20 protein-coding genes are annotated in these 21417 nt (G+C 43.9%); 9 read left to right on the forward strand and 11 right to left on the reverse strand.

Annotated elements, in window-relative coordinates; translation table 11 throughout:
• Nucleotides 1–301: zinc ribbon domain-containing protein (locus F6K57_RS23320; RefSeq protein WP_293070926.1), on the forward strand; the 301-nt coding region annotated here is incomplete at its 5' end.
• A gap of 87 nt (nt 302–388) precedes the next feature.
• Here F6K57_RS23320 and F6K57_RS23325 read toward each other — a convergent pair.
• Together F6K57_RS23325 and F6K57_RS23330 are read right to left on the reverse strand one after the other, a co-directional pair.
• On the reverse strand, nt 389–1135 hold the full coding sequence (locus F6K57_RS23325) for a creatininase family protein (RefSeq protein ID WP_293023911.1): 747 nt from the start codon (nt 1133–1135) through the stop codon (nt 389–391).
• Between the two features lie 11 nt (nt 1136–1146).
• Nucleotides 1147–1311: a hypothetical protein gene (locus F6K57_RS23330; protein ID WP_293023910.1), complete on the reverse strand. Its 165-nt coding sequence runs from the start codon at nt 1309–1311 to the stop codon at nt 1147–1149.
• A 312-nt stretch (nt 1312–1623) separates the two neighbouring features.
• Between F6K57_RS23330 and F6K57_RS23335 the strand changes: the two genes are divergently transcribed.
• From F6K57_RS23335 to F6K57_RS23360, 6 genes are all read left to right on the forward strand, one after another.
• Entirely contained in the window at nt 1624–2370 is a 747-nt protein-coding gene (locus F6K57_RS23335) for a response regulator transcription factor (protein WP_293023909.1), read from the forward strand.
• A gap of 145 nt (nt 2371–2515) precedes the next feature.
• Nucleotides 2516–3823 (forward strand): PAS domain-containing sensor histidine kinase, encoded by a 1308-nt coding sequence (locus F6K57_RS23340; protein ID WP_293070928.1) that lies wholly within the window; start codon nt 2516–2518, stop codon nt 3821–3823.
• 475 nt (nt 3824–4298) lie between these two features.
• Entirely contained in the window at nt 4299–5000 is a 702-nt protein-coding gene (gene phoU, locus F6K57_RS23345) for a phosphate signaling complex protein PhoU (RefSeq protein ID WP_293023907.1), read from the forward strand.
• Nucleotides 5001–5451: 451 nt separating this feature from the next.
• Nucleotides 5452–7146: an iron uptake porin gene (locus F6K57_RS23350; RefSeq protein ID WP_293070931.1), complete on the forward strand. Its 1695-nt coding sequence runs from the start codon at nt 5452–5454 to the stop codon at nt 7144–7146.
• A 368-nt stretch (nt 7147–7514) separates the two neighbouring features.
• A complete protein-coding gene (locus F6K57_RS23355) occupies nt 7515–9206 on the forward strand; it encodes an iron uptake porin (RefSeq protein ID WP_293042401.1) in 1692 nt (563 codons plus the stop codon).
• Nucleotides 9207–9464: 258 nt separating this feature from the next.
• The gene (locus F6K57_RS23360; protein ID WP_293070933.1) at nt 9465–10055 is read left to right on the forward strand and encodes a hypothetical protein; all 591 of its coding nucleotides are present in this window, start codon (nt 9465–9467) and stop codon (nt 10053–10055) included.
• A gap of 187 nt (nt 10056–10242) precedes the next feature.
• On the opposite strand, the gene F6K57_RS23365 is transcribed toward F6K57_RS23360, so the two are convergent.
• Together F6K57_RS23365 and F6K57_RS23370 are read right to left on the reverse strand one after the other, a co-directional pair.
• Nucleotides 10243–10401 (reverse strand): hypothetical protein, encoded by a 159-nt coding sequence (locus tag F6K57_RS23365; RefSeq protein WP_293023899.1) that lies wholly within the window; start codon nt 10399–10401, stop codon nt 10243–10245.
• Nucleotides 10402–10439: 38 nt separating this feature from the next.
• Complete coding sequence (locus tag F6K57_RS23370; protein ID WP_293070935.1) at nt 10440–10748, reverse strand: hypothetical protein; 309 nt, start codon at nt 10746–10748, stop codon at nt 10440–10442.
• Nucleotides 10749–11115: 367 nt separating this feature from the next.
• On the opposite strand from F6K57_RS23370, the gene F6K57_RS23375 reads away from it, so the two are divergent.
• Nucleotides 11116–11742, forward strand: a complete 627-nt coding sequence (locus F6K57_RS23375) for a PD-(D/E)XK nuclease family transposase (RefSeq protein ID WP_293023895.1) — start codon at nt 11116–11118, stop codon at nt 11740–11742.
• 627 nt (nt 11743–12369) lie between these two features.
• Here F6K57_RS23375 and F6K57_RS23380 read toward each other — a convergent pair.
• From F6K57_RS23380 to F6K57_RS23395, 4 genes are all read right to left on the reverse strand, one after another.
• On the reverse strand, nt 12370–14451 hold the full coding sequence (locus tag F6K57_RS23380) for an ABC transporter ATP-binding protein (protein ID WP_293070937.1): 2082 nt from the start codon (nt 14449–14451) through the stop codon (nt 12370–12372).
• Between the two features lie 504 nt (nt 14452–14955).
• Nucleotides 14956–16227, reverse strand: a complete 1272-nt coding sequence (locus F6K57_RS23385) for a transposase (protein ID WP_293070939.1) — start codon at nt 16225–16227, stop codon at nt 14956–14958.
• 168 nt (nt 16228–16395) lie between these two features.
• Nucleotides 16396–16518, reverse strand: coding sequence for a hypothetical protein (locus F6K57_RS23390; RefSeq protein WP_293070941.1), 123 nt, complete (start codon nt 16516–16518; stop codon nt 16396–16398).
• Nucleotides 16519–16549: 31 nt separating this feature from the next.
• Nucleotides 16550–17833, reverse strand: coding sequence for a Glu/Leu/Phe/Val dehydrogenase (locus F6K57_RS23395; RefSeq protein ID WP_293070953.1), 1284 nt, complete (start codon nt 17831–17833; stop codon nt 16550–16552).
• A gap of 142 nt (nt 17834–17975) precedes the next feature.
• On the opposite strand from F6K57_RS23395, the gene F6K57_RS23400 reads away from it, so the two are divergent.
• Complete coding sequence (locus F6K57_RS23400) at nt 17976–18566, forward strand: DUF4126 domain-containing protein (RefSeq protein ID WP_293042386.1); 591 nt, start codon at nt 17976–17978, stop codon at nt 18564–18566.
• Between the two features lie 98 nt (nt 18567–18664).
• On the opposite strand, the gene F6K57_RS23405 is transcribed toward F6K57_RS23400, so the two are convergent.
• The 3 genes from F6K57_RS23405 to F6K57_RS23415 all read right to left on the reverse strand — a co-directional run bounded on the left by F6K57_RS23405 (nt 18665) and on the right by F6K57_RS23415 (nt 20916).
• Entirely contained in the window at nt 18665–18880 is a 216-nt protein-coding gene (locus F6K57_RS23405; protein ID WP_293070943.1) for a hypothetical protein, read from the reverse strand.
• A gap of 914 nt (nt 18881–19794) precedes the next feature.
• Nucleotides 19795–20523: a TauD/TfdA family dioxygenase gene (locus F6K57_RS23410; RefSeq protein ID WP_293042407.1), complete on the reverse strand. Its 729-nt coding sequence runs from the start codon at nt 20521–20523 to the stop codon at nt 19795–19797.
• 12 nt (nt 20524–20535) lie between these two features.
• Complete coding sequence (locus tag F6K57_RS23415) at nt 20536–20916, reverse strand: gamma-butyrobetaine hydroxylase-like domain-containing protein (protein ID WP_293042374.1); 381 nt, start codon at nt 20914–20916, stop codon at nt 20536–20538.
• Nucleotides 20917–21417 lie beyond the last annotated feature (501 nt).

Consider the following 21417-nt stretch of genomic DNA (forward strand, 5'->3'; position numbering starts at 1 on the left):
TATGCTGACATTCGCCCACTATCGCTTTAAGGAATTCTTGAAGCACAAAGCTCAAGAGACCGGGAAGACGGTGGTGGATGTCTGTGAAGCCTATACTAGTAAGACTGTTAGTTGGACAGGTGAATTGGTAAATATAGGCGGAAGTCGCATTATTAAATCACTAGTTGATGGCCGAAGGATGGATCGGGACATTAACGGCGCTCGTGGGATATTCTTGCGAGCCTTGGTAGATACACCCTGGTTGAGAAATCAACTTGCATTAGTGAGCCAAGATTTACTTTTGGTAGATTCTGGTAGCTAAAAAGTATCGGATCAGATCTAAGATCAAGTCCAGTTATATAACTGATTCCCGATTCCCGATTCCCGATTCCCGATTCCCAATTCCGATTCACTCTGCAGCCAGAAACTCCAAATAACTACCACTCAACTCCTTGACTGCCAACTCATAAAACTGCTTACCATGTTGCGGTGTTGCTAAGGCTGGATTAGACCCCATACGACCATCGGGATAACGGCGACGAAAATCTGCGGCTCCATAAATGGGGTGTCCAGACGCAACGGTTTCTGAGAGGGGTGCTTGTTTAATCGCTTCGGGATAGACATATTGGGTAAGTGCTACCTCAGAAGGAGTAGCATGGGAACCTTCTTGATCCCCATACAATTCCTTAGCTAATTTATATACAGAACGGCACATAAACCAATTAGCTAGCCGACACTGAACCGTTTCCCCATTAGGAATCTGTAAATCACTCAAGTGGGCGTAACTTTCAGAAAACGCTGCTTTAAGGGTAGCGATATTACCCCCATGACCATTGATAAAGAAAAACTTGGTAAACCCAGCTCTAGTCAAGCAAGTCAGGTAGTCTTTGAGCACCTGAATTAATGTACTAGGTTTCAAGCTGATGCTACCGGGAAAAGCCGTGTGGTGTAGCGCCATCCCGACATTAATGGTTGGAGCAACTAGGGCATTGGTTGCTTCAGAGACACCTTTTGCGATCGCTTCTGCACATATTGCGTCGGTGCCAATCAAACCAGTTGGTCCATGTTGTTCCGTTGAACCAATGGGCAGAATAATCCCTGGTGATTGCTTTAGGTAAGCTTCAATTTCTGTCCAAGTACTCAAGTGTAACAGCATGGTTAATCCTCTTAGAGGGTTAGTAGTTGTGATATCTGCCAAACCTCTCGTTTCAAGTAGGTGTAGAGGTTGAAGGTTATAAGGTTGAAGGTTGAACGTGATTGCGTGGCCAATAGGCCAAGGTTATAAGGTTGAAGGTTATAAGGTTGAACGCGATTGCGTGGCCAATAGGCCAAGGTTTTGTTTGCATATCATATAGCACTACCCATTAATATTAGGACATTCCTAAACTCCGAAACTTAGTCATAGCTTACTTTTGACTTCTGACGCAAGAACCTTGCTGACTTGCGCGTAGCGCTATACTACCTGGGATTTTCGGTTAATTTTCTCTCAATTAGGCAAAATGGCTCCATAATCTATCCGCAGCCAGATAAGATTGTGGTAAAAATAAGGTTAATTGATGATTAAGTCAATATTCTGATTGACAGATGCGTGGTACTACTTGTATATCTTGACGTGTAACCTCAGTTACCAACTTTTCTTACTTTATGCTTGCTCTCGACATACCCCACAGTACTTCCACTTCTGAGCTGACAAAGGCTAAACAAGTCTTAGTGGTGGAAGACGAAGAACTAATCCGAGAAATGATCGTCCTAGCCCTGGAAGAAGAAGGTTACGAGGTATTCAGTGCTGCGGACGGTGCTACAGCTTTGAGTATGCTTCAGGATACCGATCAAACTGGTTACTCTGTGGATTTGCTCATATTAGACCTAATGTTACCTCAGGTTAATGGTTTAGATCTGTGTCGGTTGCTACGTTATCGAGGAAATCCCATTCCTATCCTGATTCTGAGTGCCAAAGCTAGTGAAACGGATCGGGTTTTAGGTTTGGAAGTTGGTGCAGACGACTACCTCACTAAACCGTTCAGTATGCGGGAGTTGATTGCTCGTTGCCGAGCCTTAATTCGTCGCCAACACTTGAATGGTATGACTCCAACACCAGTGCAGCAATTCCGAGAGATCAAGCTGTACCCCCAAGAGTGTCGGGTGATGGTTCGGGGAGAAGACGTTAATTTATCTCCCAAAGAGTTTCGACTTTTGGAGTTATTTATCAATAATCCCCGCCGAGTTTGGTCTCGGGAGCAATTAATTGATCAAGTATGGGGAATGGATTTTGTGGGAGATACTAAAACCGTCGATGTTCATATTCGCTGGTTACGGGAAAAATTAGAGGAAGACCCTAGTAAACCAGAATACCTGATCACTGTACGCGGTTTTGGTTATCGGTTTGGATAAATAATCAAGGATAGAGAAAGGATAGAGAAAGGATAGAGAAAATATCAAGAATCAAGGATAAATAATGAATGAAATATGAAGCATAGATAAAGGATAAAGTAGTATAAAGTACGAAGTCCTTCATACTTCATATTGTTTTTTTGTTATGATAATCCTAGCATTTTTACTAGGTCTGGCTTTGGGAATTGGGCTGTGGCTGTGGCAGCAGCACCAACTCAAACGACGGCTACAGCAAATGCTGGGAACACTACAGGCGGATGCTACCAGCAACTCGTTGTCGGCAGTTTCTCGTTTGCGGCAAGCGATCGCAAGAGCCAATCATCAACGAGAACAGATCGAGCAAGAACTGCAAACGTGGCAGGGAGTAGTTCAGGTAGCACCCTTAGGTTATTTTCTGGTGGATGAAGAAAACCAGTTACTCTGGTGCAACCAGCAAGCGCGTCAGTTATTACATATTCATCACTGGGAATCAGGAGAAATCCGGTTATTCCTGGAGTGGGTGCGTTCCTACGAATTAGATCAGCTGATTCAAACTACCCGTCAGCAGCAGCAACCTGGGATCTGTGAATGGGTATTTCACCCCAGTTGCTTAAATGGGGAGGCCATGGGTGAAATGCGATCGCTTTATCTAAGAGCTTCCAGTTGGCCATTACCCCATAAACAAGTTGGTGTGTTTCTGGAAAACCAACAACCTTTGGTAGAACTGGCTGAGTCTCGCAACCAGTGGTTTGGGGATTTAGCCCACGAACTAAGAACCCCTTTAACCTCCATTAGTTTAGTGGCGGAAACCTTACAGAGCCGTCTGGAGCCTCAGGAAAGCCGCTGGGTCGAGAAAATGCTCGCAGAAGTCAAACGGCTGATTCAGCTTGTGGAAGATTGGCTGGAAATTAGTAAACTCAAGCAAGACCCCACTCTACATCTTAACTGTCAATCCATAGAACTAAAGAGTTTAATTTTTAGGGTCTGGCAAACCTTAGAACTCCTAGCCCAACAGAAAGACTTAACCCTTGCCTATAATGGACCTAATCAAGTGTATCTGCAAGCTGATCCCTCTCGCCTGACTCAGGTGTTTCTGAATTTATTTGACAACAGTATTAAACACAGCCCATCTCAGGCTGCCATTCGAGTTGAGGTTAATGCTATATCTTCCCAGAAGGCGGCTGTTTGCGATACTTGGATTCAAATTAAGGTGATCGATGCAGGAGATGGTTTTGCCGAGTCAGATTTACCCCGTGTCTTTGAGCGACTTTACCGGGGAGATCAGTCAAGAGCCAGAGAGCAGACTAATTATAGTAATGGAGACTCCTTACCTGTTCGTGGTGGCAGTGGTCTAGGACTATCCATTGTGCAGCAAATTATTGAAGCTCACGGTGGCTCTATCCTAGCCAGCAATCACTGGGAAACAGGTGGTGCCTGTATAGAAATTGCACTTCCAGATACCACCAAAGGTTGATTCAATTTGCTATTACTTAGTGTTATAGTGTCTTATCCTGCTCGCCCTGGTAGGTTGTTTGGTTAAAGGTTAAAGGTTGAAAGTTAAAGGTTGTTCCCGTAGCGTGGCCATTCGCGTAGCGTAGCCCAAAGGCCAAGGCCAAGGTTAAAGGTTAAAAGTTGTTTGGTTGTTCCCGTAGCGTGGCCAATAGGCCAAGGTTTAATAACCTGTAACCAGCTAACCAGCTAACCAGCTAACCAGCTAACCAGCTAACCTGTATTCGGCTAACCTGTAACCCCTAAAACTTTCATTGAAATACTGCCTGTTAATTTGTTCACCGGAAGGATGGCTAAGCGCGATTGGCCTTTGGCCACGCTACGCGAACGCATCTAATCAAGATGTCCTGTTGGGCAGTTATTTATGTTAAGTGCTTTCTTACCCATGCATAAATGTAAAGGACAGGGGCTTCCAGCCTTCCCTTACCAACCCCTATTTTATGGTGAGTTTATCTTCTCCTACTAGTTCTGTCAGCAACATGTCTGAGCGTTCCCACTTCCAGCGCTCTCTGAAGCGTTTGGCACAAGATGTTCTGCGTATGGGGGCTCTGGTAGAGCAATCTTTTCGACTCAGCCATCAAGCGCTCTTTGAGCGCAATCTCGAGACTGCCCAACATCTTGCCTCTCTTGATAAGCGCATTGATGGCTACTATCACCAAATTGAGATGGAATGTGTCACGCTAATGGCTCTGCAATCTCCCGTTGCCCAAGATTTACGGCTTCTGAGTGCCTTTATGCAACTAGTACGAGATTTAGAGCGCATTGGTGATTATGCTGAAGACCTGGGAGAACTATCAATCAAGCTGTTTCCTTATCCACCCCATCCCTGTATGCCAGAGGTTGAACTGATGTCTCATCATGCCCAAGCTATGCTGGCAACAAGTTTAAAAGCCCTAGCGGATTTAGATGCCATTGCTGGGCAAACCGTCAAAAAGCTGGACGACACAGTCGATGATGCCTATGACCAAGTTTATCAAACCTTGGCCAGTCAAAGGGATATCAAGGGTGTTGTTGAACCAATTCTTTTACTGGGACTAGTGATTCGCCATTTAGAACGAATGGCTGACCATGCTACCAATATCGGTCAACGAGTCTCTTATATTGTCACTGGTCAACGTTCAGGAGTTACTCCTGGCCGTTAGGTTCACTGCTTAGATAGCAATCCAATCTGAGTTTTTACATACCATAACAAACCAAGAGGGCAACAATGGGTAAGAATTTGCTCCCCTTGCTTGTTGACGTTGCAATTAGGATTGCTATACCATATTCTAGCCAGATAATATGCTAGCCGTAAACATAAAAGCGTCCTTCTTAACCTGAGTATTACCAAAGCCTTACCTCCTCTTCAACCTCAACCGGTAAAATCTAGAGCGCACAGACAGCTATTGCTCTGTTGCTTAAAAACATTGGTATCGTACGTCACTACAATCGAGTATTTTTCTCGAAAAGCTAGCTCCTCTGAGCACACAAAAAATGATATGCTAATCCAGAGTTGTCCTATAACTAACGAATTTTAGTGGTTGTAGGAAAAAGTGACGGACTGCGTTGAGTCCAATCGTGTTGTCTACTAGGTGTGAGGTTGATTGAGAAATCATGTCAACAGTTTTTTGGAATACGATCAAATATAGTCCCGCTGTGCTAGGGGCTTCACTGCTGGTGGCTAACAGCGCCTATGGTGCTCCCAGCCTTGAGGAATCTTCTACTGAAGCTCAAGTGGCTCCACAAGAGCTAACCGTTGCCCAGGCTACTGGTGAGTCTAACTCGGAAATTCTACAACAAATCAATATCTACAACAACGAGGGCAAGGATGTAGATTCGATAGACCAGGTCACCAGTGTTTCCCAACTGCGGGACGTATCTCCTGGTGACTGGGCCTATGAAGCTTTGCGCTCTCTGGTAGAACGGTATGGCTGTATTGCTGGTTATCCTAACCGCACATTCCGTGGAAACCGGGCAACTACCCGTTATGAGTTTGCGGCTGGTTTGAATGCTTGCTTGAACCAGATTGAGCGGTTAATTGCAGCTAGCACCGCTGACTTTATTACCCGGGAGGACCTGGAAACCCTGCAACGGCTGATTCAAGAGTTTGAATCCGAATTGGCTACCCTAGGGGCACGGGTGGATAACCTAGAAGGTCGGGTGGCTTTCCTAGAAGACCATCAGTTCTCTACCACCACCAAACTCAAAGGGGAGGTTCTGTTTACCTTCGCTGGTGCCTTTGGGGATGAAAAAGCTGATGGTAGTGGAGATGGTATTGATGAAAACATTACCTTAAGTAACCGGGTACGTCTGAACTTCGATACCAGCTTCACCGGTAAAGACCGGTTGAGAACTCGTTTGCAGGCAGGAAACTTTACTAGTCTCGCTGGTGTGACTGGTACCGACATGGCTCGCTTGGGTCATGATGCCGGTGGTGGTAACGATGTTGAGATTAATGACTTGTACTACCGTTTCCCGATTGGTAAGAAATTCAGGGGTTATGTGGGAACCTCTGGCCTTGACTTGAATAACATTTTCAACCCGACCAACCCCTTCCTGGGAAGCAGTGGCAGTGGTGGCTTATCCCGGTTTGTCCGCCGTAACCCCCTAACCCTTCGCGGAGCAGAGGGAGCTGGTGCCGGTTTCAGCTATAAATTTAGTGATGCCTTGAAACTATCAGTACTTTATCTAGCTGATGATGGTGATGCGCCTAATCCCGGTGAGGGCTTAGGATTGTTCAATGGTTCCTATAGTGCTGGTGCTGAACTGGCTATTTCACCGATTGATAACTTGGATCTATCTTTGATCTACGTCCGTAGCTACCAGCGAGAAGGGGATATCAATCTTTCCGGTAGCACTGGTAGTCCCTTAGCTAAGCGCCCCTTCGGCAATGGCGTGCCTACCTCGGCTAATCGCTTAGGAGCACAAGCCAGTTTTCGCCTGACCGAACAAATTCATCTCGGCGGTTGGTTTGGTTATATTGATGCTGAAGCGGAAGATGATAATGGTACGGTGGAAGAGGGTGACAATGCTGACATTGTCACTTGGGCAGCCAACCTGTCTTTCATCGATTTTGGCAAAGAGGGAGCTGTGTTCAGTATTGCCGGGGGTATGCCACCTAAGGCTACCGACATTGATGGTGCTAGTGACGATGATGATACTTCCTACCTGATTGAGGCACAGTACAAATTCCCGATTACCAAGAACATCCTGATTACTCCAGGAGCCTACGTGATTTTCAATCCTAATCACGATGATGACAATGATACGATTTGGGTTGGAGCAATCCGTACCACTTTTAAGTTCTAGGGAAACATTGTAGGTAAAAATTCTAGGTAAAAATTCTAAGGTTTGCTAGTAAGGTATCTGCTGTCAGTGATCAGCAGATACCTTACTAGTTTAGGACTAGTTTAAGAGAAAGCCTTACCTCCCCTTCAACCTTACTCCCTATAATCGCACTTCCCACAGAAACCCATTACTCTGTTGCTTAAGAAAATTGGTATTTTAAGTGACTAAAATCGAGGATGAGTATCTTTCTCGAAAAATCACACAAAAAATGATATCTTAATCCAGAGTTGTCTTAGACCTAACTAATTTTAGTGGTTATAAGGAAAAAATTGCGGACTCAGTTGAGTCAAATCGTGTCGTCTACTAGGTGTGAGGTTGATTGAGAAATCATGTCAACAATTTTTTGGAATACGATCAAATATAGCCCCGCTTTGCTAGGGGCTTCACTGCTGGTCGCTAACAGTGCCTATGGTGCTCCCAGCCTTGAGGCATCTTCTACTGAAACTCAACTGGCTCCACAAGATCTAACCGTTGCCCAGGCTACCAGTGAGTCTAACTCGGAAATTTTAAAACAAATCAATATCTACAACAACGAGGGCACGGATGTCGATTCCATCGACCAGGTCACCAGTGTTTCCCAACTGCGGGACGTATCTCCTGGTGACTGGGCCTATGAAGCTCTGCGCTCTCTGGTAGAACGCTATGGTTGTATCGCTGGTTATCCTAACCGCACATTCCGTGGAAACCGGGCAACTACCCGTTATGAATTTGCGGCTGGTTTGAATGCTTGCTTGAACCAGATTGAGCGGTTAATTGCGGCGAGCACGGCGGATTTTATTACCCGGGAGGACCTGGAAACCCTGCAACGGCTGATTCAAGAGTTTGAATCCGAATTGGCTACCCTAGGGGCACGGGTGGATAACTTAGAAGGTCGGGTGGCTTTCCTAGAAGACCATCAGTTCTCAACTACCACCAAACTACAAGGGGAGGTGATCTTTACCTTCGCTGGTGCCTTTGGGGATGAACAAGCTGATGGTAGTGGGAATGATATTGATGAAAACATTACCTTAAGCAACCGGGTACGTTTGAACTTAAATACCAGCTTCACCGGGAAAGACCGGTTGAGAATTCGTTTGGAGGCAGGAAACTTTACTCAACTCAGTGATGTGACCGGTACCGACATGGCTCGCTTGGGTCATGATGCGGATAGTGGCAACGATGTTGAAATTCCTGACGTGTTCTACCGTTTCCCCATTGGTACAAAAACCACGGCTTATGTGGGAACATCTGGGCTTGCCTTGGATGACCCTTTTGACCCGATAAACCCCTTCCTGGAAAGCAGTGGCACTGGTGGCTTATCGCGGTTTGTCCGCCGTAACCCTGTAACCCATCGCGGACCAGAGGGGGCTGGTGCCGGTTTAACCTATGAATTTAGTGATGCCTTGAATCTATCACTACTTTATCTAGCTGATGATGGCGATGCGCCTAGTCCTGCTGAGGGAGATGGATTGTTCAATGGTGCCTATAGCGCTGGCGCTCAATTGGGTATTTCCCCGATTGATAACTTGGAGATATCTTTGACCTACGTCCGTAGCTACCAGCCAGGAGAGGATGTCAACCTTTCCGGTAGCACTGGTAGTGACCTGGCCAAGCAACCCTTTGGGGAGACGGCTACCTCTGCTAATCGCTTTGGAGCACAAGCTAGTCTTCGCCTGAGCTCACAAATTCACCTAGGCGGTTGGTTTGGTTATGTTGATGCGATCGCAGAAGATGATAATGGTGCGGTGGAAGAAGGTGACAATGCTGAAATCTTAACTTGGTCAGCTAACCTGTCTTTCCTGGATTTAGGCAAAGAGGGAGCTGTGCTGAGTTTTGCGGGAGGTGTGCCACCTAAGGCTACGGAAATTGATGGTGCTGATGAAGATAATGATACTTCTTACCTGATTGAAGCACAGTACAAATTCCCGATTAGCAAGAACATCACGATTACTCCAGGAGCCTACGTGATTTTTAATCCTAATCACGATGATGACAATGATACGATTTGGGTCGGAGCCATCCGTACCACCTTTAGATTCTAGGTAATAGATTCTAGGGTTTGCTATTAGCTATTAGCTGTTAGTTATCAGCAGATAGTGCGTAGGGTGCGTTAGGGACCTGCTAGCCATCATTTTCACGGTAGTCAGGGTTGGGATAGCTTGTCCCGTAACGCACCACCAGCTCTAAAAGCCATCTTTCTTTAGTAACAATCATCCCGACTTCTTTTGGAGGTCGGGGTTTTTCTGTTTGAGTATCAAAATGCTAGGATTTACCCAAAACTCAGCTAACAGGTGCTCTCAATGAATGTTATTAAAATAGGATCATTTCTATCACTGGGCATTATATTCGCACTAACTGGCAATCCGGTTAATGCCCTGCCTGGTCAGAGAACTGATCAAGTTGCTGCATGGATTAACGGTCACCCCACTCTACGGCCTGGTATTGGAGATGGCTTAGTAGTTCGCAAAAGTGATACGGCTGGGGAACGATTTACCTTTCAAGCCACGGTCTTGCCTCCTGGTACCATCTCTTATCCAAAAGACCGGAGTACGATTCGCAGTGAACGCATTGCTATCCATGACCAAGTTAATGGGGTAACCCTCGAACGCCTGGAGGAATCTCTGCGCACTGTCTATGGTCCACAGATTTATCGAGATTACAATAGCGCTCAGTTTGTATATACCTATCCAACTCCTGAAATCTTAGATTTATCACGGCGAAAAAACCTACCACTGTGGTCAGCTGAACAGGGTCAACTTTTGTTAGGAGAACAATACGGCTATTGGATAGAAATAACCCAAAATGATAGCGGCAAGGCTTTCATTGGACAACTTACGGTTTTCCTGAAAGAGGATTTAGGGAAACTAGAAACAGAATTACGGGCACGGTAGGTGAGTATTAATAAGAAGGGAGTCGGGAGTCGGGAGTCGGGAGTCGGGAGTGTGGGGGGCAAGATTACTATAAGAACCCCATCTTATATATAATTATAAGGCATTTCTTGATTCAGCAACACCCGATCTTTACCTATAACCACCTCAAGCTTAGCGGCGCGAGCACCACCTGTCGGGAAAAAGGGCACTATTCGCGATCGCGTCCGCTAGAGCGCCCTAGTTCGTAAGATATGGGATGATGCAGCCAAGGTGCATCATCCCATATCTTAAGATGCGTTTGCCCTGTGGATATGGCTCTTGCTAAAATACGGTCGCTTAATTCTAAGTGGTCAGTTACACTAATCATTTTTTTCTTGAGATCGGGGAATAAGCCAGTACAACGGTTTATTTATAACTAGAACTTTCTGAAGTTGGATTAAATAATTCCCACAATCCAACAAACCCGACAAAAAACGTATAAATGCCATAGGTTATAGGATTTTTATCACAACTGTCAGCTTTAAAAGCAGCGATTAAACCTTCAATAAAATGGGAGATTAAAGCGATACTTGCTAGCCACAATGCAGAATAGAGGTTACTTGGTATAGAGCCATCATTTAGCTGTAAATAAATATACCAAATTTCTAGACATAAAGCGCAAGTAATCAAAATAATAGATGTTATTTTAATTATAGAAAATAATTGCTTGTTCATGATCAGATTATCCTGGAGTTAAACCCATAATGTAAACTCTTTTACCTATGTTACTATGATATATAAGTAGTAGGACACAAGTAAAATTAACTGTTGAAATAGGGAGCAGGGACTTCGGAGCAGGGAGCAGACGGACTTTTGGCAACTTTACACAAGTTAATACAGCGATGCAGCTTCGGAACAGGGGGTTTCCCCCACTCGCGCTTTGCATCAAGAAGTGAGGTTTATTTTTGTCCAGGTACTTAGCGTTTGTATCTGGGTTGTGAACACACGAATTGCCTTGCGCGTAGCGCTATATTCCCCCTATTCCCTACTCCCTCCTCCCTACTCCCTCCTCCCTATATAAACCTTGTAACCCGGTAAAACCATGAGATTCATCAGCCCGAAAACTGACTTTGCTTTCAAGAAAATCTTTGGCTCAGATCAGAGTAAGGATATTCTGATTTCTTTCCTAAATGCCATGATCTACTCCGGTAACTCGGTCATCCAGGATTTAGAAATTATTGACCCCTATAGTGCTGGGGATGTAGTGGATTTAAAAGACAAGCTGGTGTTTGTGGAACTTCCGAAATTTACTAAGCAACTGGAAGAGTTGGAAAGTGTGATAGATAAGTGGATCTATTTTATCAAAGAAGCGCCCAACTTAGAAATTATTCCTGACCAGCTCAGGGAAATCCCACAGCTAGAAAAAGCCTTAACTATAGCAAATCAAGCGGGGTTGAATGTCTCAGAAGTGGAAAAACTCCGCAAACAGGAGATGGCTTTGGAGGACGCGCGAGGTGCATTGAGTTTCGCGAAAAGAGAAGGACGAGAAGAAGGGGAAAGAAATTTACTATTGCGACTGCTTGAGAGCCGTTTTGGTAAACTCACAACTAATGCCTTGGCATTAATCGAAGCCTTGACCCACCAAGACCTAGAAGGTTTATCAGAAGCCATCTGGGATTTTCAGACCAGTGATGACTTACTCAACTGGCTGCAAGAGCACTCTAACTAAAAGTAGCTATAGTCAAAAAAATACTAATTAAAGTAGGGTGTGCAAAGTTCTATTATCTAAAATACTCAAAATAACCAAACTGTTTTTGCCCACCCTACAAGCTGATGAACTAGGGGGCAAGTCCTTGAAGTAGTTTATAGCGTTTTTCAATTATGTGAGGTACAGATTTACTGGTTTTAGGGAACAGGTAACAGGGAAGATTAACCCACCCCTAAACCCTCCCAGGAGGTGAAGAGGGAACAGGTAAAAAATAATGTGTACCTCATTAGGCTAAAAACCGCTATAGTCTAAACTCCATAAATTATCAATTCAAAATTAAAAAATACCCCCGAAATGAATTCAGGGGCTTGTATCCGTTGTCAACAATTCAAAATTATAAGGCTAGTAATTTTGTAAGCCGTCAGCCGTGAGCTTTTAGCTCACGCTACTTGAGGTGCTTAAAATAAACCTAGAACGAGATAATTTAATAATTCCAGATTCATGAGAATTGAGAGTCTGGGGAAAATTCCATGACTCGTGGCACAGACTTCGATACTGATAGCTGATACGCGACACGCTGATAGCTGATAGCTTATGTAATTTTGAATTTTTATTTAGCATTTTGAATTAAAAAAAATCACCTTTCCCTTAATTAACAGACCATGGATCACTAATCTCAGAATTAACAGACCATGGATCACTAATCTCAGGTATTTCCATAGCTTGTCGTCTGTGTTGCTGCTGTTGAATCCGATCAAGAGTACCAGTGGGAATAGAAGCAATCAGCTGACGAGTATAATCCTGTTTCGGTTCTCGATAAATATTGTCAGCGGGACCAATTTCTTCAATTTTGCCCTGGTTCATTACCATAATGCGATCGCTCATAAACTTGACTACACTCAAGTCATGGGAAATGAAGATATAGGTTAAGCCGAAATCCTCCTGCAATTGTTTGAGCAAATTCAGGACCTGTGCCTGTACGGAAACATCTAGAGCAGAAACGGATTCATCACAAATGATAAACTTAGGATTAAGAGCGAGTGCCCTAGCAATACAAACCCGCTGGCGCTGACCTCCAGAAAATTCGTGAGGATAGCGATTCATCCAGTCAGGATTTAAATCCACTCGCTCCAACAACTCAGCCACGCGATCGCGTTTTTCCTTACTATTACCCCCAACATCATGAATCAATAGGGGTTCCATCACTGCTTCTCCAATCTTCAGTCGTGGGTCGAGGGAACTAAAGGGATTCTGAAACACAATTTGCATTTCACGGCGTAGTTGCCGCAAACCCATACCCTTGATTTTGGTAATTTCTTGACCATCAAAGTTTACTTCTCCACCCATTGGTTCAATCAAGCGCAGCAATGTTCGTGCTAAGGTAGATTTGCCACAACCGGATTCTCCCACTAAGCCCAAGGTTTCACTAGGATAAACATCAAAGGATACTCCATTCACTGCCATCAGATAGCGTTTCGTCCCGCCAAATACGCCTCGAATGGGAAAGCCTACCTGTAAGTTACGCACCGAAACTAATGGTGGTGTAGTTGTTTGGTTGAAGGTTGTTCGCGTAGCGTGGCCTTTTGGCCAAGGTTGTTTGGTTGAAGGTTGTTTGGTTGAAGGTTGGGAGGTTGAAGGTTGGAAGCTTGAAGGTTGTTCGCCTTTAGCGTTCCCGTAGGGTAGGTTATCTGAGGAAGTTTGAAGCTGGAACCGGTCAACATTCAACCCTTTTGATTTTTCTCGGATCACCTGTTCTCCACTAGGAGTAGTTACCACCTCCATGAAGTCAGAAACAGTCGGTAGGTATGTTATAGTTTGGTCGAGAGTTGGGCGACAGGCTAATAATCCCTTGGTGTAGGGATGGTTTGGTTCAGAGAAAATTTTCCAGACATCACCCCTTTCCACAATTTTGCCTTGGTACATCACCGCTACGCTGTCAGCAATTTCCGCAATCACGCCTAAGTCGTGGGTAATAAAAATCATGGACATCCCTCGGGTATCCCGTAACTCCCTGAGCAAATCCAGAATGGTTGCCTGTACGGTAACATCGAGAGCAGTAGTGGGTTCATCAGCAATCAACACATCAGGGTTACAAGAAATTGCGATCGCAATCATGACCCGCTGCAATTGACCACCAGACAGTTCATGGGGATAGCGCTTTAATATTTCCCGTTTTTGCTGGTTAATGTGACGATTAATTAGCCGTTCCCCCGGTATAGCTTGACCAGGGTTCTCCCGACGGAATTCCTCTAGAAAAGTCTCCCTCAATTGTTGGTCGCTAGGGAGTAGCTTGACCTCTTGAAGACGAGCCATGGCTTGACGCCTTGCTTCTTTTAGGGAAACATCCTGGTGTTGCAGAATTGCTTCTGTCAGTTGAAACCCACAGGTATAAACTGGGTTAAGGGAGGTCATCGGTTCTTGAAAAATCATCGAGATTTGACCACCCCGGTAGGACTGTTTTTGATCAGGACTCACCCCTAGTAAATCCACCCCTTTTTCCCGAGTTGAGGGTCGGAAATAAATCTCGCCATTGGTAACCTTACCAGGATAGGGGATCAAACCCATTATGGCCAAAGACGTGACTGATTTCCCAGAACCTGACTCCCCCACAATTCCTAGGGTTTGTCCTCGACGCAGTTGAAAGTCAATGCTGTCAACGGCTGTGACCTGTTTTACATCGGTTTGGAATTGGACTTTCAGATTACGGACGTCAAGAACATTGTCAGTCATGGCATTCAAGAGGATTAAGTTAGCAGACTTAACTTAAATCATACAAAACTTGACTCTAGGGTTTACTCCCTACGTCAGCTATCAGCTGTTTTCTATCTTCAATCAGATCGATCTGGCTGCTACCTGGGAAGTAAGTATTCAGCTTATGTCCATAGCGCACGGTATTTGAGGTGCTTTTGAATAAAAGAGGTTTGTCAAGGATTTGTTGATAATTTTTAATTAAATCACCAAGGTCTTGCTGTGATTGCTATTTGGTAATTTGCATTTCTCTACCAGAGGGAAAATTAACCTTTGATCGTTGTCTGTAAAAGTTGGCGATATGCTCTGCTGGGCTGTATGCGATCGCTAACTAGATAACGCCCTTCCTAAAATTATAAAAGTCTCAAACGTTATAATTAGCAAACCATTAAATATTTGATCATGATTTATCACTAGATTGGTGATAAGTTTTTATGATATATTTGGAAATGCTATATTGACATACTCCCGGCGCTGAATCAGAGATTACAGCGCGGGATTCTCACAAACAGTGATTCTTGACTCAGCGACACCACTTACTGTTTCAGGTTGCCCATCTACAGCAGAGGTGGTAGTCTCCTCAAGCGTTCCCGAATACTCGGAGGTTCCTGAATGCCCTTCAGTACCTGTATTCCACTCAATGCCTAGAATCTTCATGCCCTTCTTTAAAATGTTTAATGCTGCATTTGTATCACGGCAAATTTCTGTCTGGCATTTAGGACATTGATGAGTTCTAGTGCTGAGAGATTTCTTCACTCGATGACCACAATGTGAACAATCTTGAGATGTATAATTCGGTGCAACAGCAATCACTGTTTTATCCCAAACTTTCCCAAAATAGTCTAACCATTGAGTGAATTGATACCACGAAGCATCAGAAATTGACTTAGCCAAGTGATGATTTCTGACCATGTTTTGTATCTTGAGGTCTTCATAGACAACCACATCGTTAGAGTGGACTACGCACCGAGCTAACTTCACTGCCCAGTCTTTACGCTGCCTTTGAACCTTCAAATGTGCTTTACCCAGTCTAATTCTGGCTTTGTGGTAGTTGTTTGATTGAGGCTTCTTGCCTTTGAAAAACTTTCTTGACAGCCGCCGCTGTAGTTTCTTAATCCGCTTCTCAGCTTGTCTTAAATACTTGGGATAGATGGCAGAATTGTCATTTTGGTCTTTGTAGAAATACTTCAACCCTAAGTCAATACCGACAACATTTCCAGTATAGTTTCCCGCTTCAAAGCGACTGGCATCAAAGCAGAATTGAGCATAATATCCATCAGCCCGTCTAACCACTCGTACCCGGTTAATTTTAAGTCTGAATAAGTCCTCTCTGGTTTGATGATTACAGAATAGAGAAAACCGACCCGCTTTAAATCCATCAGTGAAATTAATGGTTAAACAGTCCTCTGAAAGTTTCCAGCCAGAGGTTTTATACTCAACTGATCGAGAATACTTTTTGAACTGAGGATAACCTTTGTTTTTGGCTCCTTCACGACAACGACGATAGAAGCTAGATATTGAATTCCAAGCCCTTTCTCCTGAAGCTTGACGAGCCATTGAGTTAAGCTTTTTAGCAAAAGGGAATTGTTGGGCTAACTCTTTGCATAAACGAGAGATACGAGATTTGTCCACATCTGGCTCGTCTAGCCATAGTCTAACTGCCTTATTCCTAATGAACTGTGCAGTCCTTATAGCTGAGTCAAGTCTTGCATATTGAGACTGAGAACCGTTTAATAATTTAGCTTCGCGTACAATCATGATAAAATTTTATCATAAACAAACCCTGATAAACATAGATACTGCATTCTTTTTTATTGGTCGGAATTCATCTCACCGCCAAATCAGAGATTATGGCGGGAGATGAATTCCGACATTTAAGGTAAATGTGGCGTAGGGTAGGTTAGGAAGCCGCTCACCCTGATTTTATTAGTAGCCAGTGTTGGCACATTCTGTCCGGGAATGAAATGGGCAAGATGCCCGTTCCACCAAGATGCCCGTTCCACCAAGATGCCCGTTCCACCAAGATGCCCATTCCACCCACCAGCTCAAACAGCTTTTAGGAGATGCACCCCTTTCGGATTTATTTACAATAATAATCTCTAGTTCCTTTAGCATCCAGGGAGTCTCCCAGGCGATTCAAAGCATGAACATAAGCAGCTGTGCGCATGGAAACCGCTAGCTCCTGAGAAAGTGACCAAATTGTTTCGGTTTCTTCCACCATTTTCTCTTTCAGACGCTGATGGACTTCATCGAGCTTCCAATAGTGTCCACTCCGGTTTTGTAACCATTCAAAATAGCTAACGGTGACACCTCCAGCATTAACCAATATGTCAGGAAAAACATAGATGCCTTTTTCTTCCAAACGATTGTCAGCTGTCGAGGTTACTGGTCCATTCGCTACTTCAAAGATATAGTTTGCTCTGATATTATCAACGTTTTCTTCAGTGATTTGATTTTCCAAAGCAGCAGGAATCAAGACATCCACATCTAAGGCTAAAAGGTCTTGATTAGTAATGACTTCATGCTCAACAATATTGCAAACGCTACCTTTACAGTAAACGGCTTTAATGCCTTGACTCGATGTTTTATATTGGCGAATACTAGGAATATCTAAGCCTTTTTTGGCATAAATACCCCCTTGAGAATCACTGACAGCCACAACTTTATAACCAGCTTTAGCTAACAGTTGCGCTATCACAGCACCAGCATTACCAAATCCTTGCACGGCTACGGTGGTATTTTGAGGCAGTTGGTCAAATTTGGGCAAAATGGATTCAATCACAAAAAACGCGCCAGTGGCGGTAGCGGTATCGCGACCAATACTTCCTCCCAAGGCCAAGGGTTTACCTGTGACGACCCCTGGACTGATTTGACGGCGAATGACGCTGTATTGATCCATCATCCAACCCATAATCATGGAGTTGGTGTAAACGTCGGGAGCGAGAATGTCAATATCAGGCCCAATGAAATCTGCGATCGCATCGATGTAACCACGACTTAACCGTTCCAACTCCAGCTTCGATAAGGCTTTAGGATTTAGAGTAATTCCCCCTTTGCCACCCCCGAAAGGCAAATTTAAGGTAGCACATTTAAAGGTCATCCAAAAGGCTAAGGATTGGACTTCATCTAAACAAACATTGGGATGGTAGCGCACTCCCCCTTTTGCTGGTCCCCTGGTGGTGTCATAGCGAACCCGATAGCCCTGAAACATCTGTAACGAGCCATCATCCATGCGGACTGGGATGGAAACGCTCAAACTAGATTTGGGATATTTTAAGCGTGCGATCGCATCCTCCGAAATTGACACATATTTCAGTGATTTATGCAATCGTTTACTGGCATCAGCAAATAATGACTCAGACATGGCCTTATTTCTCCAGCTAACAAAATTTACCATTTACCCAGTCCTGGTTATTTAATTTAATCACAGAAAAAGTGTATATTTTGTTACATTATGCTAAGCTTTACTGGTTTAGACTAAACCTCTTGCCAAACTCACGACGCTCATGATTGCACTCCTCGCCGCCCTCTCAGCTTCCGCTGCGGCAGGAATGAGAATTGCCCTGCCCCTGTTGGTGATTGGTTTGCTCCACAGTGACCAACTCTGGTCGAAGGTACCGTTACTGTCACAGATTCATCCCCCAGTCTTGCTGACTATCTTGACAATTTGGTCATTGGTGGAGCTATTTGCCTCCAAAAATCTATTAGGACAGCGAGTCTTGCAAATAGTTCAGCTACTTTTAAGTCCTCTAGTAGGGGCAATTCTTGGTATTGCTGTGACTCAGTTTGCTGAAGAACTAACGGGATTTGTCTGGGTGGTGGGTATTGTCGGCGGCTTATTAGCCTTTGTACTCCAGTTAGTTCAAGTGGGATGGTTCTACCGTTTGCGTGGCTTACCTCTGTGGGTAGTGTTTCTTCAGGATTTTCTGTGCGTAGTTTTGATAATTTTGGCTTTTGATGCTCCTGAACAAGGAGGATTAATCGCTTTACTGCTACTGTGGTTAGCCATTCGCAGTGCTAAGCATTGGTATCGTTGGTATTTTCGAGGTAAGCGTTCCCGTATCAGTGATCAAAGCCATGACCAGAATCCTGACTGACGCGGATAACTTTTAGGCGAGAATTCCTGCGCTATATTCGTGGTTGGTGAGGGTCTCTTGGCAGAGCCGTTTTTAGGTCTTTTGGATATCGTTCAGGATTACCCATGATCTTGAGCTTTGACAGCCTGTAGCACTTTTAACATTGTATCCGCTGCCTCAACCGCATCATAAGGCGACCAGACTTGGTAAGACTGGTCAGGTTTAATTAAATCCGTTTCTTGTTGGGCTAGTTCCGAAATCAGAATCTGTATGATATAGAACTTGTCTGAGCGACTCAGTTCTCTCAAGGTCGAGATTAGTTCTGATGAAACCATAAAACACTCCGGTCAAGTCGAGCGTACTTTTCTATTCTAATAGTCCTCGTCCGCTGCCATGAAGTTTTATTGGCTGGACTTCAGTATCTATAGCAATCCTATCTGATTCGTGAAAGAAATGGGCTGCTTTAAAGAAGAAGGCAGAAGGCAGAAGGCAGAAGTGAAAAGAGTTGGAGCTAGTTTTTAAAAAGTACACTTAGTTGACAAATGAATGATTTAGGATTGCTATATTAATGCTTAAATTTATTGAACCTGATAGGTCCAGATTTATACAGGAGTCTTCTGCTTAGTATTAGGGTGGGAATAATATTTATCCCCGCGCTCGATTAATTGCCATTGATCTGATGACTCTAAGTTAGCCATCTTTGCTTTAAAATCTTGGCTGCTTTCGTAAAAATCAGGGCGCATTAAAATTATATAACCTTCTGGTTTAGTAATGCGAATTAACTCATCAAAAGCATGACTGGGAGCATGATTATAAGTAAATAATCCAACATTGATATTGGCATCAAATGAATTCGATTAGAAGTCTAAATGCTCTACCAAAACTTGCTGATATAACTCCCTATAGACATTTTTTTGACGCGCTTTATTCAAATTTACTGGGACAGATCAATAGCAACTAAGTGACGGTAGCCTTCCTGGTAGAGCCTTTGACCAACCAAGCCTGTTCCTGCCGCAGCATCTAAAATTTTTGCACAGGGATGCGCTTGAGAGCAATCTCGGCAATTTTTTGTAGTGATACGTAGTCGCCATAACCAGTAAAATCATGATCATACTCCTCAGCCCATATGTCATAGTTCGCGATAATTTATTGATTATTTTTAGAACTGTAAACTTTACTGACTCTATCTGTTATACTCATTTTTATTGCTGATAGTATTGTGCTTTTTATTAAAAATAAATCTTAACATTTAACCTTGCCCTCGGCTGAGAACTCGCATTTTAGACATTAAGTCATCTGTATCTACATAACAGCCAATTAGATACCGCGATCCACTGTTGAGATTAAAGTGGGTACGGGAATGAAGGATACGACGATTGTCAAAGGCGATTAAATCCCCTGGTTGTAGTTTGAAGCGGACTTGATAGCGACTTTCTTTGACACGTCGGTACCAGGTAAGCAGAGCGTTATAGCAGGCATCGACCTGATTGTAGGGCACTTGTAACGTACCTCGTTGGGAGGTAATGCTCCGTACTTCACGAATCTGATTATAGCGATCAAGGACAATCATTGGTCCTTCGACACGATAATCTTCTTCATTGGTACTATACTTCCATTCCCAAATCGTTTCACACAAATTGCGAAAGACTTCTGGCTCTGACTGACGCAAATCCTCTGCCACCCGAAATGCATCCACAAAAACATTCTTCTCACCCTCAGCATCATTCGTTAGGCAAAATAGCATTTGTACACCTGGCTGTAACTCACGAGTTGCCAAATCGGTATGTAATGGTAAGGCAATATTTGTGTAAGCTACACTATCAGCTAGAGGTCTGTTTATATCAGCACGGACATGGAAAAATAAACCGAAACTAGAATTGCGTAGTGACCCAATTAGGGCAGCCACGTCAGCACTCGATTGTTGTTCCGGTGGCAGATTCCGCAGTAAACCCAATCCGGTTGTGTAAATTGCTCGAATCCAGGCGGCGCTTTATTCTGGGTTGGTGAGCACAGTAGGACCATCAAAGGTAGAAACTGCTCCCAAAGATTCCCGATCCCAAAGCTTGCGCTCAAATTGAACTAGTGGAGTCAATTCTCCCTCTAGGTCGTAGGCATAGTGGCGCAACCAACCGGGATGGTAACGACTGATGTAATCTTCTGGCTGCCAGTGAATTACTAGAGACCCACTGTCGTCAACAGAAACCGATTCAATCGAGAGATTTTTGGCAACTTCATCGATTTCAAAGATTGGTTCGCGGGTAGATAGTTTAATAGAGTGTTCGGAAGCACAATTATCCCGTAGCCAAAGGGTATGAAAACGACTCTTCAACCCATCATCCCAAGTTACTTCCACCCCATTAGTTAAAAGCACTGCCTGGGTGATGAGCTGATGTGATGGGTAAGAGCTGATTCGTAAAGTAAATCTTAAGAAGTCTGAAAGCCTTGCTATGATTGTCTTTTCGGTATTAAATAGTTCAATTGTTCTATTTTAGCGCAAGCCTTATCCTACAAGGTTTAGTGCGAGTTTACGAATCAGCTCTAAGTATTAAAATCCGGTGTACGTGGTAATTCAAGGGTTTTTGTAATCATCAGTAGATTCTGTAAATTATCTAGGGTTTGCTGAAAAAGTCTTTTGGTATTGGTAGGAGTCAGGAGTTAGGAGTCAGGAGTTAGGAGAAATGGGAATTATATAGGAGGTAGTCGGAAGACAAGTCCGATGATTTTTCTGCTCTTGTCTGCCCAAAAGGCTAAGTTATTGAGCTTTTTCGACCGAAAAGCTGGCACTTTTTTCGACCCAACAAGGCTAAAACCTTTATCTGTCAATGCTTTGAGAGTTAATCAGCAAGCCCTATCTAGACAGCCTGGGAGCTAT

The organism is Moorena sp. SIO4A5 (assembly GCF_010672005.1).
Classification (GTDB): Bacteria; Cyanobacteriota; Cyanobacteriia; order Cyanobacteriales; family Coleofasciculaceae; genus Moorena.